Source organism: Hymenobacter perfusus (assembly GCF_003944765.1).
Classification (GTDB): Bacteria; Bacteroidota; Bacteroidia; order Cytophagales; family Hymenobacteraceae; genus Hymenobacter; species Hymenobacter perfusus.
In genome coordinates, this window is the sequence record NZ_RWIU01000004.1 from 59,576 (window position 1) to 80,297 (window position 20,722).

Genomic DNA, 20,722 nt, shown 5'->3' on the forward strand with positions numbered 1-20,722 from the left:
GAAAAAAAGAGGAAGCACAGCGGCTTCCTCTTTTTTTCTTCTTACGACCCGCAGGCCTCGCAGGCATCCGGGTTATCCAGGGAGCAGGCCATGTCGGAGGCGTTCTGGGCCGATACGTTCAGCGGCTCCAGGGTCTCGGCGGCTTGCTTCTGCACCGTGAACTTGATGGCGTCGGCGGCGGCTTTGGTGCGCAGGTAGTACATGCCGGTTTTCAGGCCCTTCTTCCACGAGTGGAAGTGCATGCTGGTGAGCTTGCCGAAGTTCACGTTCAGCACGTGCAGGTTCAGGCTCTGGCTCTGGCAGATGTACGCGCCCCGGTCGGCCGACATGTCAATGATGCGGCGCTGCGAAATCTCCCACACCGTTTTGTACAGGTCCTTGATGTTCTGCGGGATGGTGGGGATGTCCTGCACCGAGCCGTTGGCGGCAATGATGGCGTTCTTCATCTGCTCGTTCCACAGGCCCAGCTTCACCAGGTCTTTCAGCAGGTGCTTGTTCACCACCATGAACTCGCCGCTCAGCACGCGGCGCACATAAATGTTAGAGGTGTAGGGCTCAAACGACTCGTTATTACCCAGAATCTGCGCGGTGGAGGCGGTAGGCATCGGGGCTACCAGCAGCGAGTTGCGTACGCCGTGCTCCATTACCTGGGCGCGCAGCGTGTCCCAATCCCAGCGGCCGGAATCGGGCTGCACGTTCCAGAGGTCGAACTGGAATTTGCCTTCGCTCAGCGGCGAGCCGGGGAAGGTTTCGTAGTGACCGTCGCGCATGGCCAAATCCTTGGAGGCCGTCATGGCCGCGAAGTAGATGGTCTCGAAGATGTCCTTGTTCAGGCCGCTGGCTTCGTCGCTCTCGAACGGCATGCGCAGGGCAATGAACGTATCGGCCAAGCCCTGCACGCCCAGCCCGATGGGGCGGTGGCGGCGGTTGCTGCGCTCGGCCTCAATTACGGGGTAGTAATTGATGTCGATAACCTTGTTCAGGTTCAGCGTGGCGTGGTACGTAACGTCGTAGAGCTTCTTATGGTCGAAGAACAGGTTGCCGGCGTCATCGGGGCGCACGTAGCGGGGGAGGGCCAGCGAGGCGAGGTTGCACACGGCAATTTCGTTCTCGTCGGTGTACTCCATAATCTCGGTGCAGAGGTTGGAGCTCTTGATGGTACCGAGGTTTTTCTGGTTGCTCTTGCTGTTGGCGGCGTCCTTGAACAGCATGTAGGGCGTGCCGGTCTCGGTCTGGCTTTCCAGAATGGCGAACCACAGCTCCTGGGCCTTCATGGTGCGGCGGCCTTTGCCTTCGCGCTCATACTTCTGGTAGAGCTTCTCGAACTCCTCGCCGTAGGTGGTATCCAGGCCCGGGCACTCGTGGGGGCACATCAGCGTCCAGTCGCCGTTGGCTTCCACGCGCTTCATGAACAGGTCGGGCGTCCAGAGGGCGAAGAACAGGTCGCGGGCGCGCATCTCCTCCTTGCCGTGGTTTTTCTTGAGGTCCAGGAAGTCGATAATGTCGGCGTGCCAGGGCTCCAGGTAGATGGCGAAAGCGCCTTTGCGCTTGCCGCCGCCCTGGTCCACGTAGCGGGCCGTGTCGTTGAACACCTTCAGCATGGGCACGAGGCCGTTGGAGGTGCCGTTAGTGCCTTTGATGTAGGAGCCCGTAGCGCGCACATTGTGCACGGCCAACCCAATCCCGCCGGCCGACTGCGAAATCAGGGCGCAGTTCTTCAGCGTGTCGTAAATGCCCTCGATGGAGTCGTCCTTCATCGTGAGCAGGAAGCACGAGCTGAGCTGGGGCTTGGGCGTGCCGGCGTTGAACAGCGTCGGCGTGGCGTGCGTGAACCACCGCTCGCTCATCAGATTGTACGTCTCGATGGCGGCGGCAATGTCCTCTTTGTGGATGCCCACGGCCACGCGCATAATCATGTGCTGAGGCCGCTCCACCACCTTGCCGTCGAGGCGAAGCAGGTAGCTGCGCTCCAGCGTCTTGAAGCCAAAGTAGTCGTAGTTGTAGTCCCGGTCGTAGATGATGGCCGAGTCCAGCGTAGCAGCGTGGGCGTGCACGATTTCCCACACGTCCTGGGCCACGAGGGAGGCGTTTTCGCCGGTTTTGGGGTCCTCGTAGGTGTGCAGCCGCTTCATGGTGCTGCTGAACGACTTGCTCGTCACCTTGTGCAGGTTGCTCACGGCAATGCGCGCGGCCAGGATGGCGTAGTCGGGGTGCTTGGTGGTGAGCGAAGCGGCGGTTTCGGCGGCCAGGTTGTCGAGCTCCACGGTGGTCACGCCGTCGTAGATGCCGTCGATAACCTTCTTGGCTACCTCAATCGGGGAAATGAAGTTCTGGTTGAGACCGTAGCAAAGCTTCTCGATGCGGGCCGTAACCTTATCGAACTTCACGGATTCGCGGCGGCCGTCGCGTTTGAGTACCAACATAAGCGTAGCAGGTGATGTGGGGAGTGTTGGAAGTATGGGAAAGACCGGAGCAGGCCGGCCAAAGCTGTCGGGACAAAACCAGGCGTCAGCAAGCGACAACGCAGGGTCAACGGTTCCGAAGATATCCGTCCCGGGAGTTCAGGACAAACCTTCTGTTCAGAAGTTTTCCACATAAGCCTAAAACACTAGTGCTTAGGCCTTTTTTTGTCATTGTGGCGGTTCTATATAGCTCGCTAAAACGGTTGGAAATTGAGTTGCTGATTTCCAGCAGAAGTGGTATTGTCGGTATTAATCGGGGCCTGCGTATTAGCCGCTAGCCTGCGGCTTGGGCCGCCACCAGCCGATTCCCGCCACAACCAGACGACGCCCGCCGCGAGTACAACTCCTGCCGCCAATGCTACCGCCGTAACGCCGGGGCCGTAGCGGAGGCAGGAGCAGGAGGTGAACAGCGGCCGGCCATTCCACCGGAGCCGGCGGCGACAGGCCAGGCAGGGAGACGCAAAAACGGGTTCCATACGCAGGGGCTAAAAAAGAAAAAGTCGGAGCTTAATGCTCCGACTTTGCTTTTGGTAACCGTTGGCGGGGTGTTAAAAATCTTCGTCCAGGGAGAAGGCGTTTTCGGTCCGCTCGCTCATCACGCCTGCCTTCTGGTACTCAGCCACGCGCTTCTCGAAGAAGTTGGTTTTGCCCTGCAGCGAAATCATTTCCATGAAATCGAAGGGGTTGGAAGCGCCGTAGATCTTGCTGTAACCCAGTGACTCCAGCAGGCGGTCGGCCACAAACTCGATGTACTGGCTCATGGTCTTGGCGTTCATGCCAATCAGGTTCACAGGCAGCGCGTCGGTCACGAATTCCTGCTCAATCTGCACGGCGTCCTGGATGATTTCGTGCACGCGGGCTTCGGGCAGCTTGTTCTGCAGGTGGTCTTTGTAGAGCAGGCAGGCGAAGTCGCAGTGCAGGCCCTCGTCGCGCGAAATCAGCTCGTTGGAGAACGTGAGGCCGGGCATCAGGCCACGCTTCTTCAGCCAGAAAATACTGCAGAACGAGCCCGAGAAGAAGATGCCTTCCACGGCTGCGAAGGCAATGAGGCGCTCCGTGAAGTTCTCGGAGTTGATCCACTTGATGGCCCAGTCGCCCTTCTTCTTCACGCACGGCACCGTTTCCAGAGCGTTGAAGAGGTAGTCTTTCTGCTTGGGGTCTTTGATGTAGGTATCAATCAGCAGCGAATAGGTTTCCGAGTGGATGTTTTCCATCATCACCTGGAAGCCGTAGAAGCAGCGGGCCTCCGCCATCTGAACCTCCTGCATGAAGTTCACAGCCAGGTTCTCGTTCACGATGCCATCGGAAGCCGCGAAGAAGGCCAGCACGTGGCTGATGAAGTGCCGCTCGTTGTCATTCAGGTTTTCCCAGTCTTTCTGGTCCTGCGAGAGGTCGATTTCCTCGGCCGTCCAGAAAGAGGCCTCCGCCTTCTTGTAGAACTGCCACACGTCGTCGTGCTGGATGGGGAAAAGAACAAATCGATTGGGGTTCTCGGTGAGCAGAGGTTCCATTGCGGCAGGTAGTAAAAACGAGAAATAGCAAAAAAGTCGGGGCCTTACGGGGCGGTGTGCAAACCCAGGCCAGGGCCGATTGTTTGGCCCGCCATCAGGCAAGGCCGAAACTCAAAGATAAACCGGCCGGCCGGGAAGGCAGGTTCCTATTTCACATTTTTTGCAAGCTAATTTTTCCGTATGCCGTTAAGCGACTGATGGTTGGTGTAAATCCTGAAAATGGATGAAAAGCAGTAGCAGAAATGCCGTTTCGCAAAAGTTATCCACATTTCGCCTGTGGACAATTGCAGTTATCCACAGAAATTCTATTCGCGTACCTGCCAGCGCGTTCCTGACTTAGGAGTTTTTACAGGCCCTGCGGGTAGGAGCAATGAGGTTTAGTGAGTTAGGGTTTGGATTTGTAAAACGGTACTTGTACTTTTGCCTTCCATTTTTCAGAAACCGCGAAGACGCCGATGTACGCAATTGTCAACATAGCCGGGAAGCAGACTAAGGTCGAAGCCAATAAATTTGTATACGCCCACCGTTTGGCTGGCAACGTCGGCGACACCGTGGAGCTGGGCAAAGCCCTGCTGACCGATGATAACGGAACCCTCACCATTGGCTCGCCCGAGCTGGACGTTACCGTAAGCGGTACCATCCTGGCCCACGTAAAAGGCGACAAGGTGTTGGTATTCAAGAAGAAGCGCCGCAAGGGCTACAAGAAGCTGAACGGCCACCGTCAGCAGTTTACCAAAGTTCTAATCAACAGCATCGGCTAGTTTAGTGCATAGTTGTTGGTGCCTGGTGCTCTAGTTGATTCAGCTGAGCGGTTTCGGTCCAACAATCCCCAAGCACTAACAACCAAGCACTAAGCACTCAAATACCATGGCACACAAGAAAGGCGTAGGTAGCTCCAATAACGGCCGCGAATCAGAATCCAAGCGCTTGGGCGTGAAGATCTTCGGTGGTCAGTCTATCATTTCCGGCAACATCATCGTGCGTCAGCGCGGCACCAAGCACCACCCCGGCCAGAACGTGGGTATCGGCAAGGACCACACGCTGTTCGCTATGATCGACGGCACGGTGCAGTTCCGCAAGGGCCGCAAGGACCGCTCGTTCGTATCGGTGCTGCCGGCTGCCGTTGAGGCTGCTGAAGTGCACACGTCGGCTACGGCTTCGGCCGCCGAGTAGTAGAGCGTAACCGCCGGTTTTGAGCCGGTAATAGTAAGCAGAAGGGACTTTCCGCAAGGATTGTCCCTTTCTGCGTTCTATATAGAATGCCGCCGGATCCGGCAACCGAAAGCAGCGTTATCAGCGGTTAAATCAGTAGTTTCGGTGGTAGATGAAGACCTCATCTTCGCCCAGCGAAAACTGCTCGTGCAGGCCGGCCAGGCCCAGGTGCGGGGCTGGTACGCCTCCTCCCAGCCGCTTGGGTGCCCGAATCACGCGGGCTTCGTCCCACAGGCCATCCTTTAATAGGGAACTGAGCACCGTGGGGCCGCCTTCCACCAGCACCGACTGCACGTTGCGCCGGGCCAGACTTTGCAGAATCTGGGGAAACAGGTCCTCGGCTTCGGAGAGCATCACGAAGTCGACGCCTTCCCTGGCGGCCCGCTCCCGGTACGTGTAGACCACCGTAGGCTGGGAGCCGTCGAACAGATGATGGGTGGGCGGTAAGCTCAGGTTCTTGTCAATGACGAGTCGGAGCGGACTCTGGCCGGGCCACTCGCGTACGTTCAGGTGAGGGTTATCGTGCAACGCAGTACGGGTACCGACCAGAATGGCCTGCTCCTCGGCCCGCCATTGATGCACGGCCACCCGGCTCAATTCCCCACTGATAGGCACCGGCTGAAAATACGGGCCGGCCAGGTAGCCATCGGCCGTTTCGGCCCACTTCAGCACTACGTAGGGCCGCTCTTGCTCCTGGAACGTGAAAAAGCGCCTGTTCAGCCAGCGGCCCTCCGCTTCCAGCAAACCGGTTTCCACCCGGATACCGGCGTCGCGGAGCTTCTGCAGGCCCTGGCCGGCTACCAGCGGGTTGGGGTCGAGGTTGCAGACCACTACTTCGGCTACCTGCTTTTCGATGAGCAAATCGGCGCAGGGTGGGGTTTTGCCGAAGTGGGAGCAGGGCTCCAGCGTCACGTACACCCGGCTGCCGGCCAGTAGCTGCGACTCCGTCGTCGACTGCACGGCGTTTACTTCCGCGTGCGGCCCGCCGTATTGCCGGTGCCAGCCTTCTCCAATAATGCGGCCTTCGTGGGTGATAACGCAGCCTACCAAGGGGTTGGGCCGGGCATAACCGGTGCCGAGCCGGGCCAGATCGAGGGCGCGGTGCATCATCAGGTGGTCGAAATCGGAGAAAGCCATACGCTGGTGGGATAGAAGAGCAGTTCGGAAGCGGTGAAGATACAGCACGGCCGCTAACGCCAAAGCTGCCCGCCGGGCGCGGCGTACCTTTGCGCCATGCCCACGCTCCGCCACCTCACCACCGACCTGACCACTGCCCTACAAGCCCTGCATGACCCCCGCGAGGCCGAGGCCATAGCCGGGCAGGTGCTGGAACATCTCCTGCACCTCACCCCGTTGCAGCGGCGCATGCAGGCGCAGGAAGTCGTGGACGAAACCCAGCTCGCAGAGTTACCTGCCATGCAAGCGCGGCTGCTGCGCCACGAGCCGTTGCAGTACGTGCTGGGCGTGGCGCATTTTGCCGGTCTGGAGCTGGAAGTGACGCCTGCCACCCTCATTCCGCGCCCCGAAACCGAGGAACTGGTGGAACTGGTAGTGCGGGAGCAGGTGGGCCGGGCGGGGCTGCGGGTGCTGGACGTGGGCACCGGCTCGGGGTGCATTCCGCTGGCCCTGGCCGGCCGGCTGCCCGGCTGCCACCTCACGGCCGTGGATGTCTCAGCGGCGGCCTTGGCGGTGGCCCGGCGCAATGCTGTAAGATATACAGTGAGTGTTGATTTTCAGCAGATTGATATTCTGGCGGAGGTGCCCGTACTGGCCGGGGCGCTGGATGTGCTGGTGAGCAACCCGCCCTACGTGCTGGAAAACGAGCGGCCCCTGATGCGCCCCAACGTGCTCCGGTACGAGCCCGCTACCGCCCTGTTCGTGCCCGACCACGACCCGTTGCGGTTCTACCGCCGCATTGCGGAGCTGGGCCGCAACCTGCTGACTATAGGTGGCGCGCTCTACTTTGAAATCAATGAGCAGTTTGCCCCCGATACGGTAGCCATGTTGCAGGTGCTGGGATACACGCAAACAACGGCCCATGCGGATATTTTCGGGAAGGCCCGCATGGTACGCGCCACCTGGCCAGGGGTGGCCCAGGCGCGGATAATAGAAAGATAACATGCCAAACCAGCAGCCTTCGGAGCCGGGCGGGGCAAGGAATTCTTAACAGACTACTAAAACCCTTACCTTTGCGGGCTGAAAATCTGTTCATCAACCCTTCCGGCATGTCCGACGCCCCCGGCTATTATGCGCACCCTACCGCCGTCCTTGACGCGGGCTGCCGCATCGGGGCCGGGTGCCGCATCTGGCACTTCTGCCACGTCAGCGGCGGGGCGGTGCTGGGGGAGCAGTGCAGTCTGGGCCAGAACGTGTTTGTGGCCGACGGCGTGACGCTGGGCCGCAACGTGAAGGTGCAGAACAACGTGAGCCTCTACAGCGGCGTACACTGCGCCGATGACGTATTTCTGGGGCCTTCGGTGGTGTTTACCAACGTGTTGAACCCCCGGGCCGCCGTGCCCCGGCGTGGCGACGGTCACTATCTGCCTACCCAGCTGGCGCAGGGCGTGAGCATCGGAGCCAATAGCACCATTGTGTGCGGCACAACGTTGGGCGAATATGCCTTCGTGGGGGCCGGCTCAGTAGTGACGCATGATGTGCCAGCGTATGCGCTGGTATATGGCAACCCGGCCCGGCAGCACGGCTGGATGAGCACGCATGGCCAGAAGTTGCATTTCAATGCGGAAGGTCGTGCCACCTGTTCCGAAAGTAACGAATCCTATCAGCTAACCGACGACCGGGTTTTCCGTATCAGCCCCGGCTAACGCCGGAGCGCCCGCCCGTCAGCTACTAGCTTTTCACTCAGTCACTCCATCACTCAGTCACCTTTATCGTGTACGAGCAACTTCTCCAGAAACAGGCCAAACTGGCCGTTATCGGCCTCGGTTACGTAGGCCTGCCTATTGCCCTCGAATTCGCCCGTAAAATCCAGGTGATTGGTTTCGACATCAACGCCAAGCGCGTAGAGATGATGCGCAACCACATCGACCCTAGCGGCGAGTTGGAAGCCAAGGACTTCGAAGGCTGCGATATTACGTTCACCGATTCGCTGGATGTGCTGCGCGAAGCCACGTTCTACATCGTGGCCGTGCCTACGCCCATTGATGAGCACGCCCAGCCCGATCTGAAGCCGCTGATTGGCGCTTCCTCGTCGGTAGGCAAGGTGCTGAAGAAGGGCGACTACGTGGTATTCGAGAGCACCGTGTACCCTGGCTGCACTGAAGAAGACTGCATTCCGGTGATGGAAAAGCACTCCGGCCTGAGCTTCGCCAACGGCGACTTCAAAGTGGGCTACTCGCCCGAGCGCATCAACCCCGGCGATAAGGAGCACACCCTGGCCAGCATCGTGAAGGTGGTAGCGGGCTGTGACGACGAGTCGTTAGAGGAAATTGCCAAGACCTACGAACTGGTGGTAACGGCCGGCGTGCACCGCGCCAGCAGCATCAAGGTAGCCGAGGCCGCCAAGATCATCGAAAACACTCAGCGCGACGTGAACATTGCGCTGATGAACGAGCTGTCGATGATTTTCGACCGCATGAACATCAACACCTACGAGGTGCTGGAAGCCGCTGGCACCAAGTGGAACTTCCTGAAGTTCTCGCCCGGTCTGGTAGGCGGCCACTGCATCGGCGTGGACCCGTACTACCTGACCTACAAGGCTAAGGAGCTGGGCTACGACGCCAAGGTGATTCTGAGCGGCCGGACCACCAACGACAACATGGGCGCCTACATCGCACGGAAGACTGTGCAGATGATGATCAAGAAAGGCAAGGACGTGGCCAAGAGCCGCGTGCTGGTGATGGGCGCGACCTTCAAGGAAAACGTGGAGGACATCCGCAACTCCAAGGTAGCCGACGTGATTCAGGAGTTGAAGAACTTCTCGGTGAACGTGGACATCGTAGACCCGCACGCTGACAGCGAAGAGTTGCATCATGAGTACGGCTTCCGCCTGACGCCCGCCGCTGACGTCCGCACCGACTACGACGCAGTTATCGTGGCCGTCAGCCACCAGCCCTACACCCAGCACGACGAAGCTTACTTCCAGTCCATCACCAGCGACAACGCGGTGCTGGTGGATCTGAAAGGCCTGTTCCGCGGCAAGGTGCAGGACATGCAGTACTGGAGCCTGTAAGGGTTTGAGTGAAATAAGAACGTCATGCTGAGCGAAGGCGCAGCCGCAGTCGAAGCATCTCTACAGAGGGTAATTAATTACTACCACAACGAAGCGGTAGAGATGCTTCGGCTTCGCTCAGCATGACACACAACGAACTGCTATGGAACGCACGAAAATACTGGTAACGGGAGGCGCGGGCTACATTGGCTCGCACGCGGTGGTGGAGCTGTATGAAGCCGGTTTTCAGCCGGTTATCATTGACAACTTCAGCAACTCGCGGGAGTCGGCCTTACGCGGCATAGAAGAAATTCTGGGCGTGAAAGTGCCGCTGCACCGCATCGACTGCAACGACGCCGAGGCGTTGCGGGCCGTATTTGCCGAGGAAGGCAGCCTGCATGGGGTGATTCACTTCGCGGCCTCTAAAGCCGTGGGCGAGTCGATGCAGAAGCCACTGGAGTACTACCAGAATAACGTGGGCTCGTTGCTGACTTTGCTGCAGGTGATGCGAGAGTTTGGCGTGGAGGCCCTGGTGTTTTCGTCGTCGTGTACCGTGTACGGCGTGCCCGACGCGCTGCCCGTGACTGAGCAGACGCCCACCAAAAAGGCCAACTCGCCCTACGGTGCTACCAAGCAGATGTGCGAAGACATCCTGCGCGACGTGGCCAACGCGCCCGATAACACGCTGCGTACCATCCTGCTGCGCTACTTCAATCCGATTGGGGCCCACGCCTCGGCCAAAATCGGGGAGCTGCCGCTGGGCGTGCCCCAGAACCTGATTCCGTACGTGACCCAGACGGCCGCCGGCATGCGCGAGCAACTGACCATCAACGGCAACACTTACGACACGCCCGACGGCACCAACATCCGCGACTACGTGCACGTGGTGGATTTGGCCAAGGCGCACGTGGTAGCCGTGCAGCGCTTACTCGACCAGAAAGGCGAGACGGTGGAAACCTTCAACGTGGGCACCGGCCGCGGCAACTCGGTGCTGGAAGTAGTGCAGGCCTTTGAGCGCGCCACTGGCCAGCAGCTGAACTACAAAATCGGCCCGGCCCGCCCCGGCGACGTGCCGGCCATCTACGCCGACGTCACCAAATCGGTGGAAACCCTGGGCTTCCGGACTTCGGCTTCCCTGGAAGAAGCCCTGGCCAGTTCCTGGAAGTGGCAGCTGGCCCTGAAAGGCTAAATGGCTGAATTGTTAAATGGTTGGCCTTTCTGCTACAGTCGTTGAACGGCCAGCCATTTGACCATTAAACAATCCAACAATTCAATAAAGATGAAAATCATCATCACCGGCGGGGCCGGCTTCATTGGGTCGCACGTGGTGCGCCTGTTCGTGACCAAGTATCCGGAGTATCAGATTCTGAACCTGGATGCCCTGACCTACGCCGGCAACCTCGAAAACCTGCGCGACATTGAAAACGCGCCCAACTACCGCCTGGTGAAAGGTGACATCACCGACCAGGCTTTCGTGGACCAGTTGTTTGCCACCGAGGAGCCCGACGCCGTGATTCACTTGGCCGCCGAAAGCCACGTGGACCGCAGCATCACCGACCCGCTGGCCTTCGTGAAGACCAACGTGCTGGGCACGGTGCACCTGCTGAACGCCGCCAAAAACCTGTGGAAGCCGCTCAACTACGACGGCAAGGTGTTCTACCACGTGAGCACCGACGAGGTGTACGGCTCTTTGGACTTCGGCCCCGACATGTTCACGGAAGAAACCAGCTACGACCCCCGCTCGCCCTACTCGGCTAGCAAGGCGTCGTCGGACCACTTTGTGCGGGCCTGGCACCACACCTACCACATGCCGGTGAAGCTGAGCAACTGCTCCAACAACTACGGCCCCAACCACTTCCCCGAGAAGCTGATTCCGCTGGCCATCCACCGCATTCAGCACGGCGAGGCCATTCCGGTGTACGGCAAGGGCGAAAACGTGCGCGATTGGCTGTTCGTGAAGGACCACGCCACCGCCATTGATGCCGTGTTCCATAAGGGCATCGTGGGCGAAACCTACAACATCGGCGGCGTAAACGAGTGGGCCAACCTGGAGTTGATTCACCTGCTCTGCGACACGCTGGATGAGAAAACCGGCAAAGAGAAAGGCACCTCGCGCAAGCTCATCAAGTTTGTGACGGACCGCGCCGGCCACGACCTGCGCTATGCCATCGACTCAAGCAAAATCATGAACGAGCTGGGCTGGAAACCCTCCGTTACCTTCGAGCAGGGTCTGAGCCAGACCGTAGATTGGTACCTGGAAAACGAGCAGTGGCTGAACAATGTCACCAGCGGCGCTTACCAGGATTACTACCAGAAGCAGTACAACCGCTAGGCCCAGAAGGAACGTCATGCTGAGCTTGCCGAAGCATCTCTACTGCTGACGTTTGAGCCGTATTCAAGCGAAGCGGTAGAGATGCTTCGACAAGCTCAGCATGACGTGCTGATTATCCCCAAGAAATGTACAACACTCCTTTTCACGACCAGCCGCTCGATAACCTGAGCTTCCTCGTTACCGGCGGGGCCGGCTTCATCGGCTCGAATCTGGTGGAATATCTGCTCAAGTACGGCGCCAAAGAGGTGCGCGTGCTGGACAACTTCTCCAACGGCTTCCGCAAAAATGTGGCGCTGTTCGAAAGCAATCCGGCTTTGCGCGTCATTGAGGGCGACATCCGCGACCGGCATACCTGCATCGACGCTTGCCAGGGCGTGGACGTGGTGCTGCACCAGGCGGCCCTGGGCTCCGTGCCGCGCTCCATCAACGACCCCATCACGAGCAACGACGTGAACGTGGGCGGCTTCGTGAACATGCTGGTGGGGGCCAAGGAAGCGGGCGTGAAGCGCTTCGTGTACGCGGCCTCCAGCTCCACTTATGGCGACCATAAAGCGCTGCCGAAAGTGGAGGACCGCATCGGGAAGCCCCTCTCGCCCTACGCCGTGACCAAGTACGCCAACGAGCTCTACGCCGACGTGTTCGGCAAGACCTACGGCATGGAAATCATCGGCCTGCGGTACTTCAACATCTTCGGCCCGCGCCAGGACCCCAACGGGGCCTACGCGGCCGTGATTCCGCTGTTCATTGATGCCGTGCTCGAAGGCCGTCCGCCCAAAATGAACGGCGACGGCGGCCAGACCCGCGACTTCACCTTCGTGGAAAACTGCGTGCAGGCCAACATCAAGGCGGCATTGGTGCAGAATCCCGAGGCCGTGAACCAGGTGTACAACGTGGCCGTAGCCGACCGCACCTCGCTCAACGACCTGTTCAACATTCTCAAGGAAGAAGCCGGCTCCGACATCACGCCCGAGTACGGCCCCGACCGCGCCGGCGACATCCGCGACTCCTTGGCCGACATCAGCAAGGCCAACAACCTGCTCGGCTACCAGCCCCAGATCCGCATTCAGGAAGGTTTGCAGAAAACGCTGAGCTGGTTCAAGGAAAACCAGGAGTTTATTGCTGAGCGGAATTAGTCCTTATGTCATGCTGAACTTGCCGAAGCATCTCTACTGCTGACGTTTGAGCCGTATTCAAGCGAAGCGGTAGAGATGCTTCGGCAAGCTCAGCATGACGTTCTTTTATCCAAATTCCTAAGTCTCCAAGCCCTCAAGACCATACATATGAAAGGCATCATTCTCGCCGGCGGCTCCGGCACCCGGTTGCATCCCCTTACCCTGGCCGTATCCAAGCAGATGATGCCGGTGTACGACAAGCCGATGGTGTACTACCCACTGTCCATCCTGATGATGGCCGGCATCCGGGAAATCCTCATCATCACCACGCCCCACGACCAGGCTCAGTTCAAGAAGCTGCTCGGCGACGGCGCCAGCCTGGGCTGCCGCTTCGAGTACATCGTGCAGGAAGTGCCCAACGGTCTGGCGCAGGCTTTCGTGCTGGGCGCTGACTTCATCGGCGACGATAAGGTGGCCCTGGTGCTCGGCGACAATATATTCCACGGCGAAGGCATGGAAGAGCTGCTCAAGAGCAACAGCAACCCCGACGGTGGCGTGGTGTATGCCTACCACGTGCATGACCCGGAGCGTTATGGCGTGGTAGAGTTCGATGCCAACAATAAGGCCCTCAGCATTGAGGAGAAGCCGGCCCAGCCCAAGAGCAACTACGCCGTGCCCGGCCTGTACTTCTACGACAACGACGTGGTGCAGATTGCCAAGGACCTGAAGCCCAGCCCCCGTGGCGAGTACGAAATCACGGACGTGAACCAGGAGTACCTGCGCCGCGGGAAGCTGAAAGTAGGCATCCTGGGCCGCGGCACCGCGTGGCTCGATACGGGTACCTTCGAAAGCCTGATGCAGGCCGGCGAATTTGTGCGCGTGCTGGAGCAGCGCCAGGGCCTGAAGGTGGGCTCGATTGAGGAAGTGGCTTACCGCCAAGGCTTCATCGACGCCGACCAGCTGCGCAAAATTGCCGAGCCCCTGCGCAAAAGTGGCTACGGCGACTACCTCATGCGCCTGCCCGAGCAGTTGCTGATGTAACCCTGCGTGTCATTGCGAGCATGTGCCGCATCAAGCCAGTGTCGAAGCACCCGAAGGACAGCGTAGCTAATCCTTCCTGCTCGCAGCACAAAGCCTTGAATTGCAGAAAGCCCCTGACGTCCGTGCTGGCGTCAGGGGCTTTTGCGTAGGTCAGAAATCAGAACCCTGTAAAGGACAGATTGCTTCACTTTGCTCGTAATAGCAGCCAAGTCTAAAATACCAGCCCTGCTACCAACGCCGCGCCCACGATAAGGTAGGATGGCACCTTTTCCCAGAGCAGCAGCAGGAAGGTGGCGGCAATCAACACCAGATTGATGGGCCGGTCGGGCAGCGGATGGTAGAGCAGAAACGTGGCCGCGCACACTAGTCCAGCCGATACGGCATTGATGCCCTCTAATGAGGCCTTTATCACTCGGTACCGCTTCAGCTGATCCCAGAACCGGATCAGGAAGAAAATAAGCAGCGTGCCTGGCATAAAAATACCAACCGCGCCCACCAAAGCCCCCAGCAGCTGCCCGTCGAGGCCGCTGCCCTCCCGGCGCATAGCCAGCGCCCCGATGTAGGAGGCAAACGAGAAGTTCGGACCCGGCAGGGCCTGCACCATCCCCAGGCCCGAAAGGAATTCCTCGGGCGAGAGGTAATGCTTAAACTCCACGAACTCAGTATAGAACAGCGGGGCCAACACCTGCCCGCCCCCGAACACGAGGCTCCCGTTGCGGTAGAAATTCTCGAACAGGCGCACTGGCAGCCACTGCGTGTACTGCCCCAGCACGGCGGCCCCGATAAAGATGCCCAGCCACAGCAGAAAGTTCGGCCACTCGATGCGCAGCGGCAGCTTGGTTTCCTGGGGCATTTTGCGGTAGCGGAACGTGGTGATGAGGCCACCCGCCAGCAGTAGAATGGGCATGAGCCAGGGCACCTGAAACCGGTAGACCAGCATGGCGGCCACCACCATCAGGGCCACAGAGGTTTTGGTATGGATGACCTTCTCGGCAATCTTATAGGCAGAATACGCCACGAAGCCTACCGCCACCGGCTGCACGTACTGCACCAGTCGGGCTACCTGCTCCTTATCCAAGTAGCTGATGGTGAGGCCGGCGCAGGTCATGATGCACACGGCCGGCATCATCCAGACCAGCAGGGTGAGGTAGGCCAAGTTGGGCCCGCCCAGCCGGAAGCCGATGGCCGTAATGGTCTGAGTGGAAGTGGGGCCGGGTAGAATTTGGCATAGCGCCGTCAGTTCCAGTAGCTCGGCGGCCGTGAGGTAGCGGCGCTTATCTACCAGCAGCCGCAGCATCATGGCCAAGTGCGCCTGCGGGCCCCCAAAGGCGCTCAGGCCCAGGGCCGCCACATCCTTCAGGAAAATGAGGTTGCGGCCCCGCTTCACCTGTTTGGCGGGGCGGGGCGGGGGAGCCAGCTGAATATCGTCTTGCGGCGAAACCACGGGTGCAACTAGAGAAAAGGCAGGAGAGAGTGCCGGACAAGATAACGAGTTGCTCGCTTATCAACTCGGGTTATGCCGTGGTCGGTGGCTTTCCTGCAGCAAAAAGCGCACAAAAAAGCGTCCGTCTTCCCGGGAAGACGGACGCTTTTTAAAAGCACTGAAGTCAGGCTACTTCTTCTTGAGACCTAGTTCAATCAGGCGCTCATTCAGGAATTCACCGGCCGTAATGTCGGCTTCCTTCTTGGGGTTTTCGGGGGTTACGCAGCTGTCCAGGGCGGCCAGGCTCATTTCGGAGCGCGGGTGCATGAAAAACGGCACCGAGAAGCGCGAAGAGTTCATCTTCTCGCGGGCGGGGTTCACCACGCGGTGAATGGTGCTCTTGAGCACGCCGTTGGTCAGGCGCTGGAGCATGTCGCCCACGTTCACCACAATCTGGTCGGGCAGAGCCGTAATCGGAATCCACTGGTCGTCGCGGCGCTTCACCTGCAGGCCGTCGGCCGAGGCGCCCATCAGCAGCGTGATGAGGTTGATGTCGCCGTGCTCGGCGGCCCGAACGGCGTCGGCTGGTACCGCATCCGGGTCTTCGATGGGGAAGTAGTGGATGGGGCGCAAAATGCTATTGCCGTTGCGCACCTTGTCATCGAAGTAGGTTTCCGGCAGTTTCAGGTACAGGGCAATGGCGCGCAATACGTCCTTGCCGGCTGCTTCCAGCGTGCGGTAGGTCGTGAAGGTGCTTTTATGGAAGCCTTCCACTTCGCTGGGCCAGATGTTGTCGGGATACTCCTTGCCGATGGGGTCAGTGGCGTCTTCTACTTCCTGGCCTACGTGGTAGAACTCCTTCAGGTCGCCGGTGTTGCGGCCCTTGGCGTGTTCCTTCCCTTTGCTTACATAGCCGCGCTGACCGGCTAATTCGGGCTTCTCGTACTGCTGCTTCACGTCGTCGGGCAGCGAGAAGAACGACTTCACATCAGCGTACAGGGCCTGAGTCTGCTCATCGGTGAGGCCGTGATTTTTGAGGGCCACGAAACCGATATTCTGGTAGGCTTCGCCGAGTTGTTGAACAAAGCGGGCTTTGCGCTCCGGGTCGCCGGAACGGAAATCAGCCAAATCGAGGGACGGAATTTCGTCCAGCAGCTTTTCTTCCATGATGAAAAAATGAGGTACTTAAGGGGGGACTCTGGGTACTCCGCAAGGTACGACAAAAGGCCGTATTGCCGGATATCCTGCCCGTATACGCAGCTGGCCCGGAAAGTGCGGAGTGCAACTTTCTCCGGTCAAGCTGCGTCTGTGACCCTTGCACCTGAAATAGGATTGTTTCCCGTCGATAGGATTCCCTTACTGGGCGAATTGCTCCCAGTAATTGGTCGGCCGGGCACTGTCATATAGTGTACCTTGTTTCTTTTTACGCCACAAAATTCCGTAGTACGGGCCTGCCGGGCGTGCCTGGGGGCTGTCTTTCGGGGAACAGCGAAACTTACAACCACGTTAGGACGTCTTCAGAGTTCTGACCGTGTGGTTTAGCTTCTACTGTTCTCCCAAAGGCGTCCGACTTGACTTTGATTGTATGAATGTTACAAAAATACTGTTGTCGCTGGGGTTGATTGTGGGGGGGAGCAGGCTGGCGCAGGCGCAGCATGCCGTGTGGGCGAGTAAAGTGGTGGCGGTATCCTCACAGAAGGCCGAGGGCAAGGAGCCGTTCTCGCCCGAAAAGGTACTGGGCGAGCCCAACGCTACTCCGCTGGGCCAGGCTAATAACGAAGCCTGGATTCCGAAGAAGGAAGGCAACAACGAGTTTATTGAAATCCGGTTTGGCAAGTCGGTAGTGGCACGGCAGGTTACCGTCGTGGAAAATTTCAACCCGGGTTCCGTCATCAAAATAGAACTGGTAGATACTCGGGGCACCAAGCACGAAGTATACACCAATGACAGCCCCGGCCCTATTCCGGAGCAGTTTCGGACGCTGCAGATTACGTTTTCGCCGGGCACTTACCGCACCATTGGGGTAGTCGTCACGATGAACACCAAGGCTGTCAACGGGGTCAACCAGATTGACGCCATCGGGGTGGCCGACGTAGCTGAGGCCATGGTAAAGAAGGAATTCAAGAACGAGCAGAGCGGGGTGAGCTTCGATTCCGCCATGGTGAACCTGGGGCCCAACGTCAACTCCAAGTACGTGGATACGCACCCGGTTATTTCGCCCGATGGCCGTACGCTGTTCTTTGCCCGCCAGGAAAGTCCCCAGAACGTGGGGGGTGCCAAGGACGCGCAGGACGTCTGGCTCAGCTCGTTGGGCAACGCGGAAAAGAAAGTCTGGAACCAAGCCAAGAATATCGGTAGCCCCATCAATACGCCCCGCGACCCGAATGGGGTAGCTTCCGTGTCGGCCAATGGCCAGCAGCTGCTGGTGATTGGGGTGTACGAGCCGGATGGCTCCATCGTACCGAAGGGCCCGAGCCTCACGCGCCGCACGGCTACCGGCTGGACCAAGCCGGAGAAGGTGGAAATTGAGGATTACTACAACGACGACGCCGAAAACGTTGACTTCTTCCTGGCTACCTCGGGGAAGGTGATGCTGATGGCCGTAGACCGCAAAGACGGGCAGGGGGAGCAGGATCTGTACGTGAGCTTCATGAAGGCCGACGGCAAAACCTGGAGCAAGCCCCGCAACCTAGGCACCACCATTAACACCAAAAAACCCGAGTTTGCCCCCTTCCTGGCCTCCGATGGCAAGACGCTGTACTTCGCCTCCGAAGGGCACGGCGGTTACGGCAAAAGCGACCTGTTTTACAGCAAGCGGCTCGATGACAGCTGGGTGAACTGGAGCAAGCCGCGCAACCTGGGACCCAGCGTCAACTCACCCGACTTTGATGCCTACTACACTGTTTCGGCGGCGGGGGAGGATGCCTACCTGGTTTCGGACCGTAATGGCACGGGTGGCTCGAAAGATATTTTCCGTATCAGCCTGAAGCCCACGTTCCGGCCCGAAATTGTGACGCTGGTACGCGGCAAAGTGCTGGATGCCTCCAGCAAGAAGCCCGTGGCCGCCACTATCCGCTACGAAAACCTGCTGACCGGTGAAGAAATAGGCGTGGCCGAAACCAGCCCGATTGATGGCTCCTATACCATCGTGCTGCCTTCCGGCGCGCATTACGGCTACCGCGCTGAGGCCAAGGACTACCTGGCTGAATCGGACAACCTGGACGTGACGGACCGCCAGAAGTACTCGGAAATCAACCAGGATTTGTATCTGGTGCCGTTTGCGGTGGGCCAGAGTATCAAGCTCAACAACATCTTCTTCGCCCAGAGTAAGTACTACCTGCGCGAAAACTCCTACCCGGAGCTGCTGCGCTTAGTGCGCATCCTGAAGGATTATCCGCAGGTGGAAATCAAGCTGGAAGGCCACACCGATAACCAGGGCGACCCGGCCCTGAACGTGAAGCTGAGCCTGGACCGGGTGAATGAGGTGAAAAAGTATCTGGTGCAGAAGGGTATTGCCGGTACCCGCATTACCACGGAGGGGTACGGCGGCAGCAAGCCCATTGCCAGCAACGAACAGGAAGAAACCCGCAAGCTTAACCGCCGCGTAGAGTTCCGCATCACGAAGAAGTAGCGCCCTGTCATTACGAGGACGAAGCAATCCTTCCTTTTTCGAGCACAAAGTCCTGAAAACCAGAAAAGCCCCTGACGTCCGTACTGGCGTCAGGGGCTTTTGAATAGGTCTGAGTTTTGCGCTCAGGAAAGGAAGGATTGCTTCGTCTTTCGTCCTCGCAATGACGGCGGGTTAACTCATCCGGCCTTCGTCGCGGCCGGGCTTGACGCTGCTGTTCTGGCCGCCAGGGTTGGCGATGGAGTCGCGCATGTCGGTGTCGGCCTGCACGTTGCGCATTTTGTAGTAGTCCATCACGCCGAGGTTGCCGGAGCGGAAAGCATCGGCAATGGCTTTGGGAATTTCGGCTTCGGCCTGTACTACTTGGGCTTTGGCTTCCTGAGTTTTGGCGCGGTTTTCCTGCTCCACGGCCACGGCCATGGCGCGGCGCTCCTCGGCTTTGGCTTCGGCCACCTTGAGGTCGGCAGTGGCCTGGTCGATTTGCAGCTTGGCCCCGATGTTTTCTCCAATGTCGATATCGGCAATATCAATGGAGAGGATTTCGAAGGCAGTACCGGCGTCGAGGCCCTTGCTGAGGACCAGCTTGGAAATCTTATCGGGGTTTTCGAGGACTTCCTTATGCGAGCGGGACGAACCGATGCTGGTCACGATACCCTCGCCCACGCGGGCCAGAATGGTTTCCTCGCCGGCTCCGCCCACCAGCTGCGTGATGTTGGCGCGCACCGTAATGCGGGCCTTGGCAATGAGCTGAATGCCATCCTGCGCCACGGCGGCCACATTGGGCGTGTTAATCACCTTGGGGTTTACGCTGGTCGTCACGGCTTCGAACACGTCGCGTCCGGCCAGGTCGATGGCGGTGGCCTGCTTGAACGTGAGCGGAATGTTGGCCTTATCGGCCGAAATCAGGGCTTTGATGACGCTGGGAATGTTGCCGCCCGCCAGGTAATGGGTTTCCAGGTCGTTGGCGGTCAGCTCCAGCCCGGCCTTGGTGCTGGTGATGAGCGAGTTCACAATCAGGGAAGGCGGCACCTTGCGCACCCGCATGAACGCCAGCTGGAACAGGCTCACCTTCACCCCCGAAAACAGCGCCGTAATCCAGAGGCTGATGGGGAAGAAGTAGAGAAAGACCAGCAACACAATGCCGCCCACAATGAGCGGAAACAAGGGGAAATCCATAAGTGAATGGGTGAAAGGTTGGACTGATGGAGTGCTGAAGGGTTAGAATGCTGGACTGTTGAATTTGGGAGCGTTGGATGGGAAGAAGTTACAACTGCCTTCTGCAGCCATCCATCCATTCACCCAGGTATCTGTTCCACTACAATGCGGTTCTGCTCGATGCTGAGCACGCGTACCTCGGCCCCGGCCGAGACGAATTCGCCGCGGGTCGTGACTTCGCGCCGGTCGTCCTGGAATAGCACGGTGCCGGCCGGGCGCAGGGCCGAGAGGGCGCGGCCGGTGGTGCCGGGCGGTACGTCGGGGTGGCGCACATCGTGCACGCGGGCGTGGTTGACCTGCGTGAGGGCTACGCGGTTGAGGTTTTTGGGCCGCAGCCCCAGATACACCAGCAGCCCGGTGACTGCCAGGGAACTTACCAGCAGCACGTGCCCGGTGGAGCTGCCCAGGTCGCGGTAGCCAAACCAGATGCCGGCCGCCAGCAGCCCAAAGCCCACCAAGCCCACTACCGTGGTGCCAGGAATGAAGATGACTTCGGCCGCCAGAAAGGCCAGCCCGAAGAACAGTAGCAAGGCAATCGTAAGCCAGTCCATAGGAGTAAGAAAGGTTGGTGGCGGAAAAGATACGCAAACCCGGCACCTTGCCAGTGTTTTTTACCTT

The 20,722-nt window shown here is 59.1% G+C and carries 17 protein-coding genes; 10 read left to right on the forward strand and 7 right to left on the reverse strand.

Annotated elements, in window-relative coordinates; genetic code table 11:
* Positions 1–41 precede the first annotated feature (41 nt).
* Both EI293_RS12610 and EI293_RS12615 read right to left on the reverse strand, forming a co-directional pair.
* Positions 42–2,423, reverse strand: a complete 2,382-nt coding sequence (locus tag EI293_RS12610; protein ID WP_125438272.1) for a ribonucleoside-diphosphate reductase subunit alpha — start codon at positions 2,421–2,423, stop codon at positions 42–44.
* A 587-nt stretch (positions 2,424–3,010) separates the two neighbouring features.
* Complete coding sequence (locus EI293_RS12615; protein ID WP_125438275.1) at positions 3,011–3,973, reverse strand: ribonucleoside-diphosphate reductase small subunit; 963 nt, start codon at positions 3,971–3,973, stop codon at positions 3,011–3,013.
* 455 nt (positions 3,974–4,428) lie between these two features.
* Here EI293_RS12615 and rplU point away from each other — a divergent pair, with 455 nt between their 5' ends.
* Both rplU and rpmA read left to right on the forward strand, forming a co-directional pair.
* Positions 4,429–4,734 (forward strand): 50S ribosomal protein L21, encoded by a 306-nt coding sequence (gene rplU / locus EI293_RS12620; RefSeq protein ID WP_044000590.1) that lies wholly within the window; start codon positions 4,429–4,431, stop codon positions 4,732–4,734.
* A 106-nt stretch (positions 4,735–4,840) separates the two neighbouring features.
* On the forward strand, positions 4,841–5,146 hold the full coding sequence (gene rpmA, locus EI293_RS12625; RefSeq protein WP_044000591.1) for a 50S ribosomal protein L27: 306 nt from the start codon (positions 4,841–4,843) through the stop codon (positions 5,144–5,146).
* 132 nt (positions 5,147–5,278) lie between these two features.
* On the opposite strand, the gene ribD is transcribed toward rpmA, so the two are convergent.
* Positions 5,279–6,322, reverse strand: a complete 1,044-nt coding sequence (gene ribD, locus EI293_RS12630) for a bifunctional diaminohydroxyphosphoribosylaminopyrimidine deaminase/5-amino-6-(5-phosphoribosylamino)uracil reductase RibD (RefSeq protein ID WP_125438278.1) — start codon at positions 6,320–6,322, stop codon at positions 5,279–5,281.
* 96 nt (positions 6,323–6,418) lie between these two features.
* Here ribD and prmC point away from each other — a divergent pair, with 96 nt between their 5' ends.
* The 7 genes from prmC to rfbA all read left to right on the forward strand — a co-directional run bounded on the left by prmC (position 6,419) and on the right by rfbA (position 13,838).
* Entirely contained in the window at positions 6,419–7,303 is an 885-nt protein-coding gene (gene prmC, locus EI293_RS12635) for a peptide chain release factor N(5)-glutamine methyltransferase (protein WP_125438281.1), read from the forward strand.
* A gap of 107 nt (positions 7,304–7,410) precedes the next feature.
* Positions 7,411–8,007 carry an acyltransferase gene (locus tag EI293_RS12640; RefSeq protein WP_125438284.1) on the forward strand — a complete coding sequence of 199 codons (597 nt, stop codon included), beginning with the start codon at positions 7,411–7,413 and terminating at the stop codon, positions 8,005–8,007.
* 68 nt (positions 8,008–8,075) lie between these two features.
* Positions 8,076–9,374 carry a nucleotide sugar dehydrogenase gene (locus EI293_RS12645; RefSeq protein WP_125438287.1) on the forward strand — a complete coding sequence of 433 codons (1,299 nt, stop codon included), beginning with the start codon at positions 8,076–8,078 and terminating at the stop codon, positions 9,372–9,374.
* A 142-nt stretch (positions 9,375–9,516) separates the two neighbouring features.
* Entirely contained in the window at positions 9,517–10,542 is a 1,026-nt protein-coding gene (gene galE, locus EI293_RS12650; protein ID WP_125438290.1) for a UDP-glucose 4-epimerase GalE, read from the forward strand.
* Between the two features lie 90 nt (positions 10,543–10,632).
* Positions 10,633–11,685, forward strand: a complete 1,053-nt coding sequence (gene rfbB, locus EI293_RS12655) for a dTDP-glucose 4,6-dehydratase (protein WP_125438294.1) — start codon at positions 10,633–10,635, stop codon at positions 11,683–11,685.
* A 125-nt stretch (positions 11,686–11,810) separates the two neighbouring features.
* Entirely contained in the window at positions 11,811–12,818 is a 1,008-nt protein-coding gene (locus tag EI293_RS12660; protein ID WP_125438297.1) for an SDR family oxidoreductase, read from the forward strand.
* Between the two features lie 147 nt (positions 12,819–12,965).
* Positions 12,966–13,838 (forward strand): glucose-1-phosphate thymidylyltransferase RfbA, encoded by an 873-nt coding sequence (gene rfbA, locus EI293_RS12665; RefSeq protein WP_125438300.1) that lies wholly within the window; start codon positions 12,966–12,968, stop codon positions 13,836–13,838.
* Positions 13,839–14,049: 211 nt separating this feature from the next.
* Here the strand turns inward: rfbA and chrA are convergent, their stop codons facing one another.
* Together chrA and EI293_RS12675 are read right to left on the reverse strand one after the other, a co-directional pair.
* Positions 14,050–15,282, reverse strand: a complete 1,233-nt coding sequence (gene chrA / locus EI293_RS12670) for a chromate efflux transporter (protein WP_125438303.1) — start codon at positions 15,280–15,282, stop codon at positions 14,050–14,052.
* A 168-nt stretch (positions 15,283–15,450) separates the two neighbouring features.
* Entirely contained in the window at positions 15,451–16,428 is a 978-nt protein-coding gene (locus EI293_RS12675) for an isopenicillin N synthase family dioxygenase (RefSeq protein WP_125438306.1), read from the reverse strand.
* Between the two features lie 418 nt (positions 16,429–16,846).
* Here EI293_RS12675 and EI293_RS12680 point away from each other — a divergent pair, with 418 nt between their 5' ends.
* Positions 16,847–18,892: an OmpA family protein gene (locus EI293_RS12680; RefSeq protein ID WP_125438308.1), complete on the forward strand. Its 2,046-nt coding sequence runs from the start codon at positions 16,847–16,849 to the stop codon at positions 18,890–18,892.
* Positions 18,893–19,063: 171 nt separating this feature from the next.
* On the opposite strand, the gene floA is transcribed toward EI293_RS12680, so the two are convergent.
* Together floA and EI293_RS12690 are read right to left on the reverse strand one after the other, a co-directional pair.
* On the reverse strand, positions 19,064–20,065 hold the full coding sequence (gene floA, locus EI293_RS12685) for a flotillin-like protein FloA (RefSeq protein ID WP_125438310.1): 1,002 nt from the start codon (positions 20,063–20,065) through the stop codon (positions 19,064–19,066).
* Between the two features lie 119 nt (positions 20,066–20,184).
* Positions 20,185–20,655, reverse strand: coding sequence for an NfeD family protein (locus tag EI293_RS12690; protein ID WP_125438313.1), 471 nt, complete (start codon positions 20,653–20,655; stop codon positions 20,185–20,187).
* Positions 20,656–20,722: the final 67 nt, after the last annotated feature.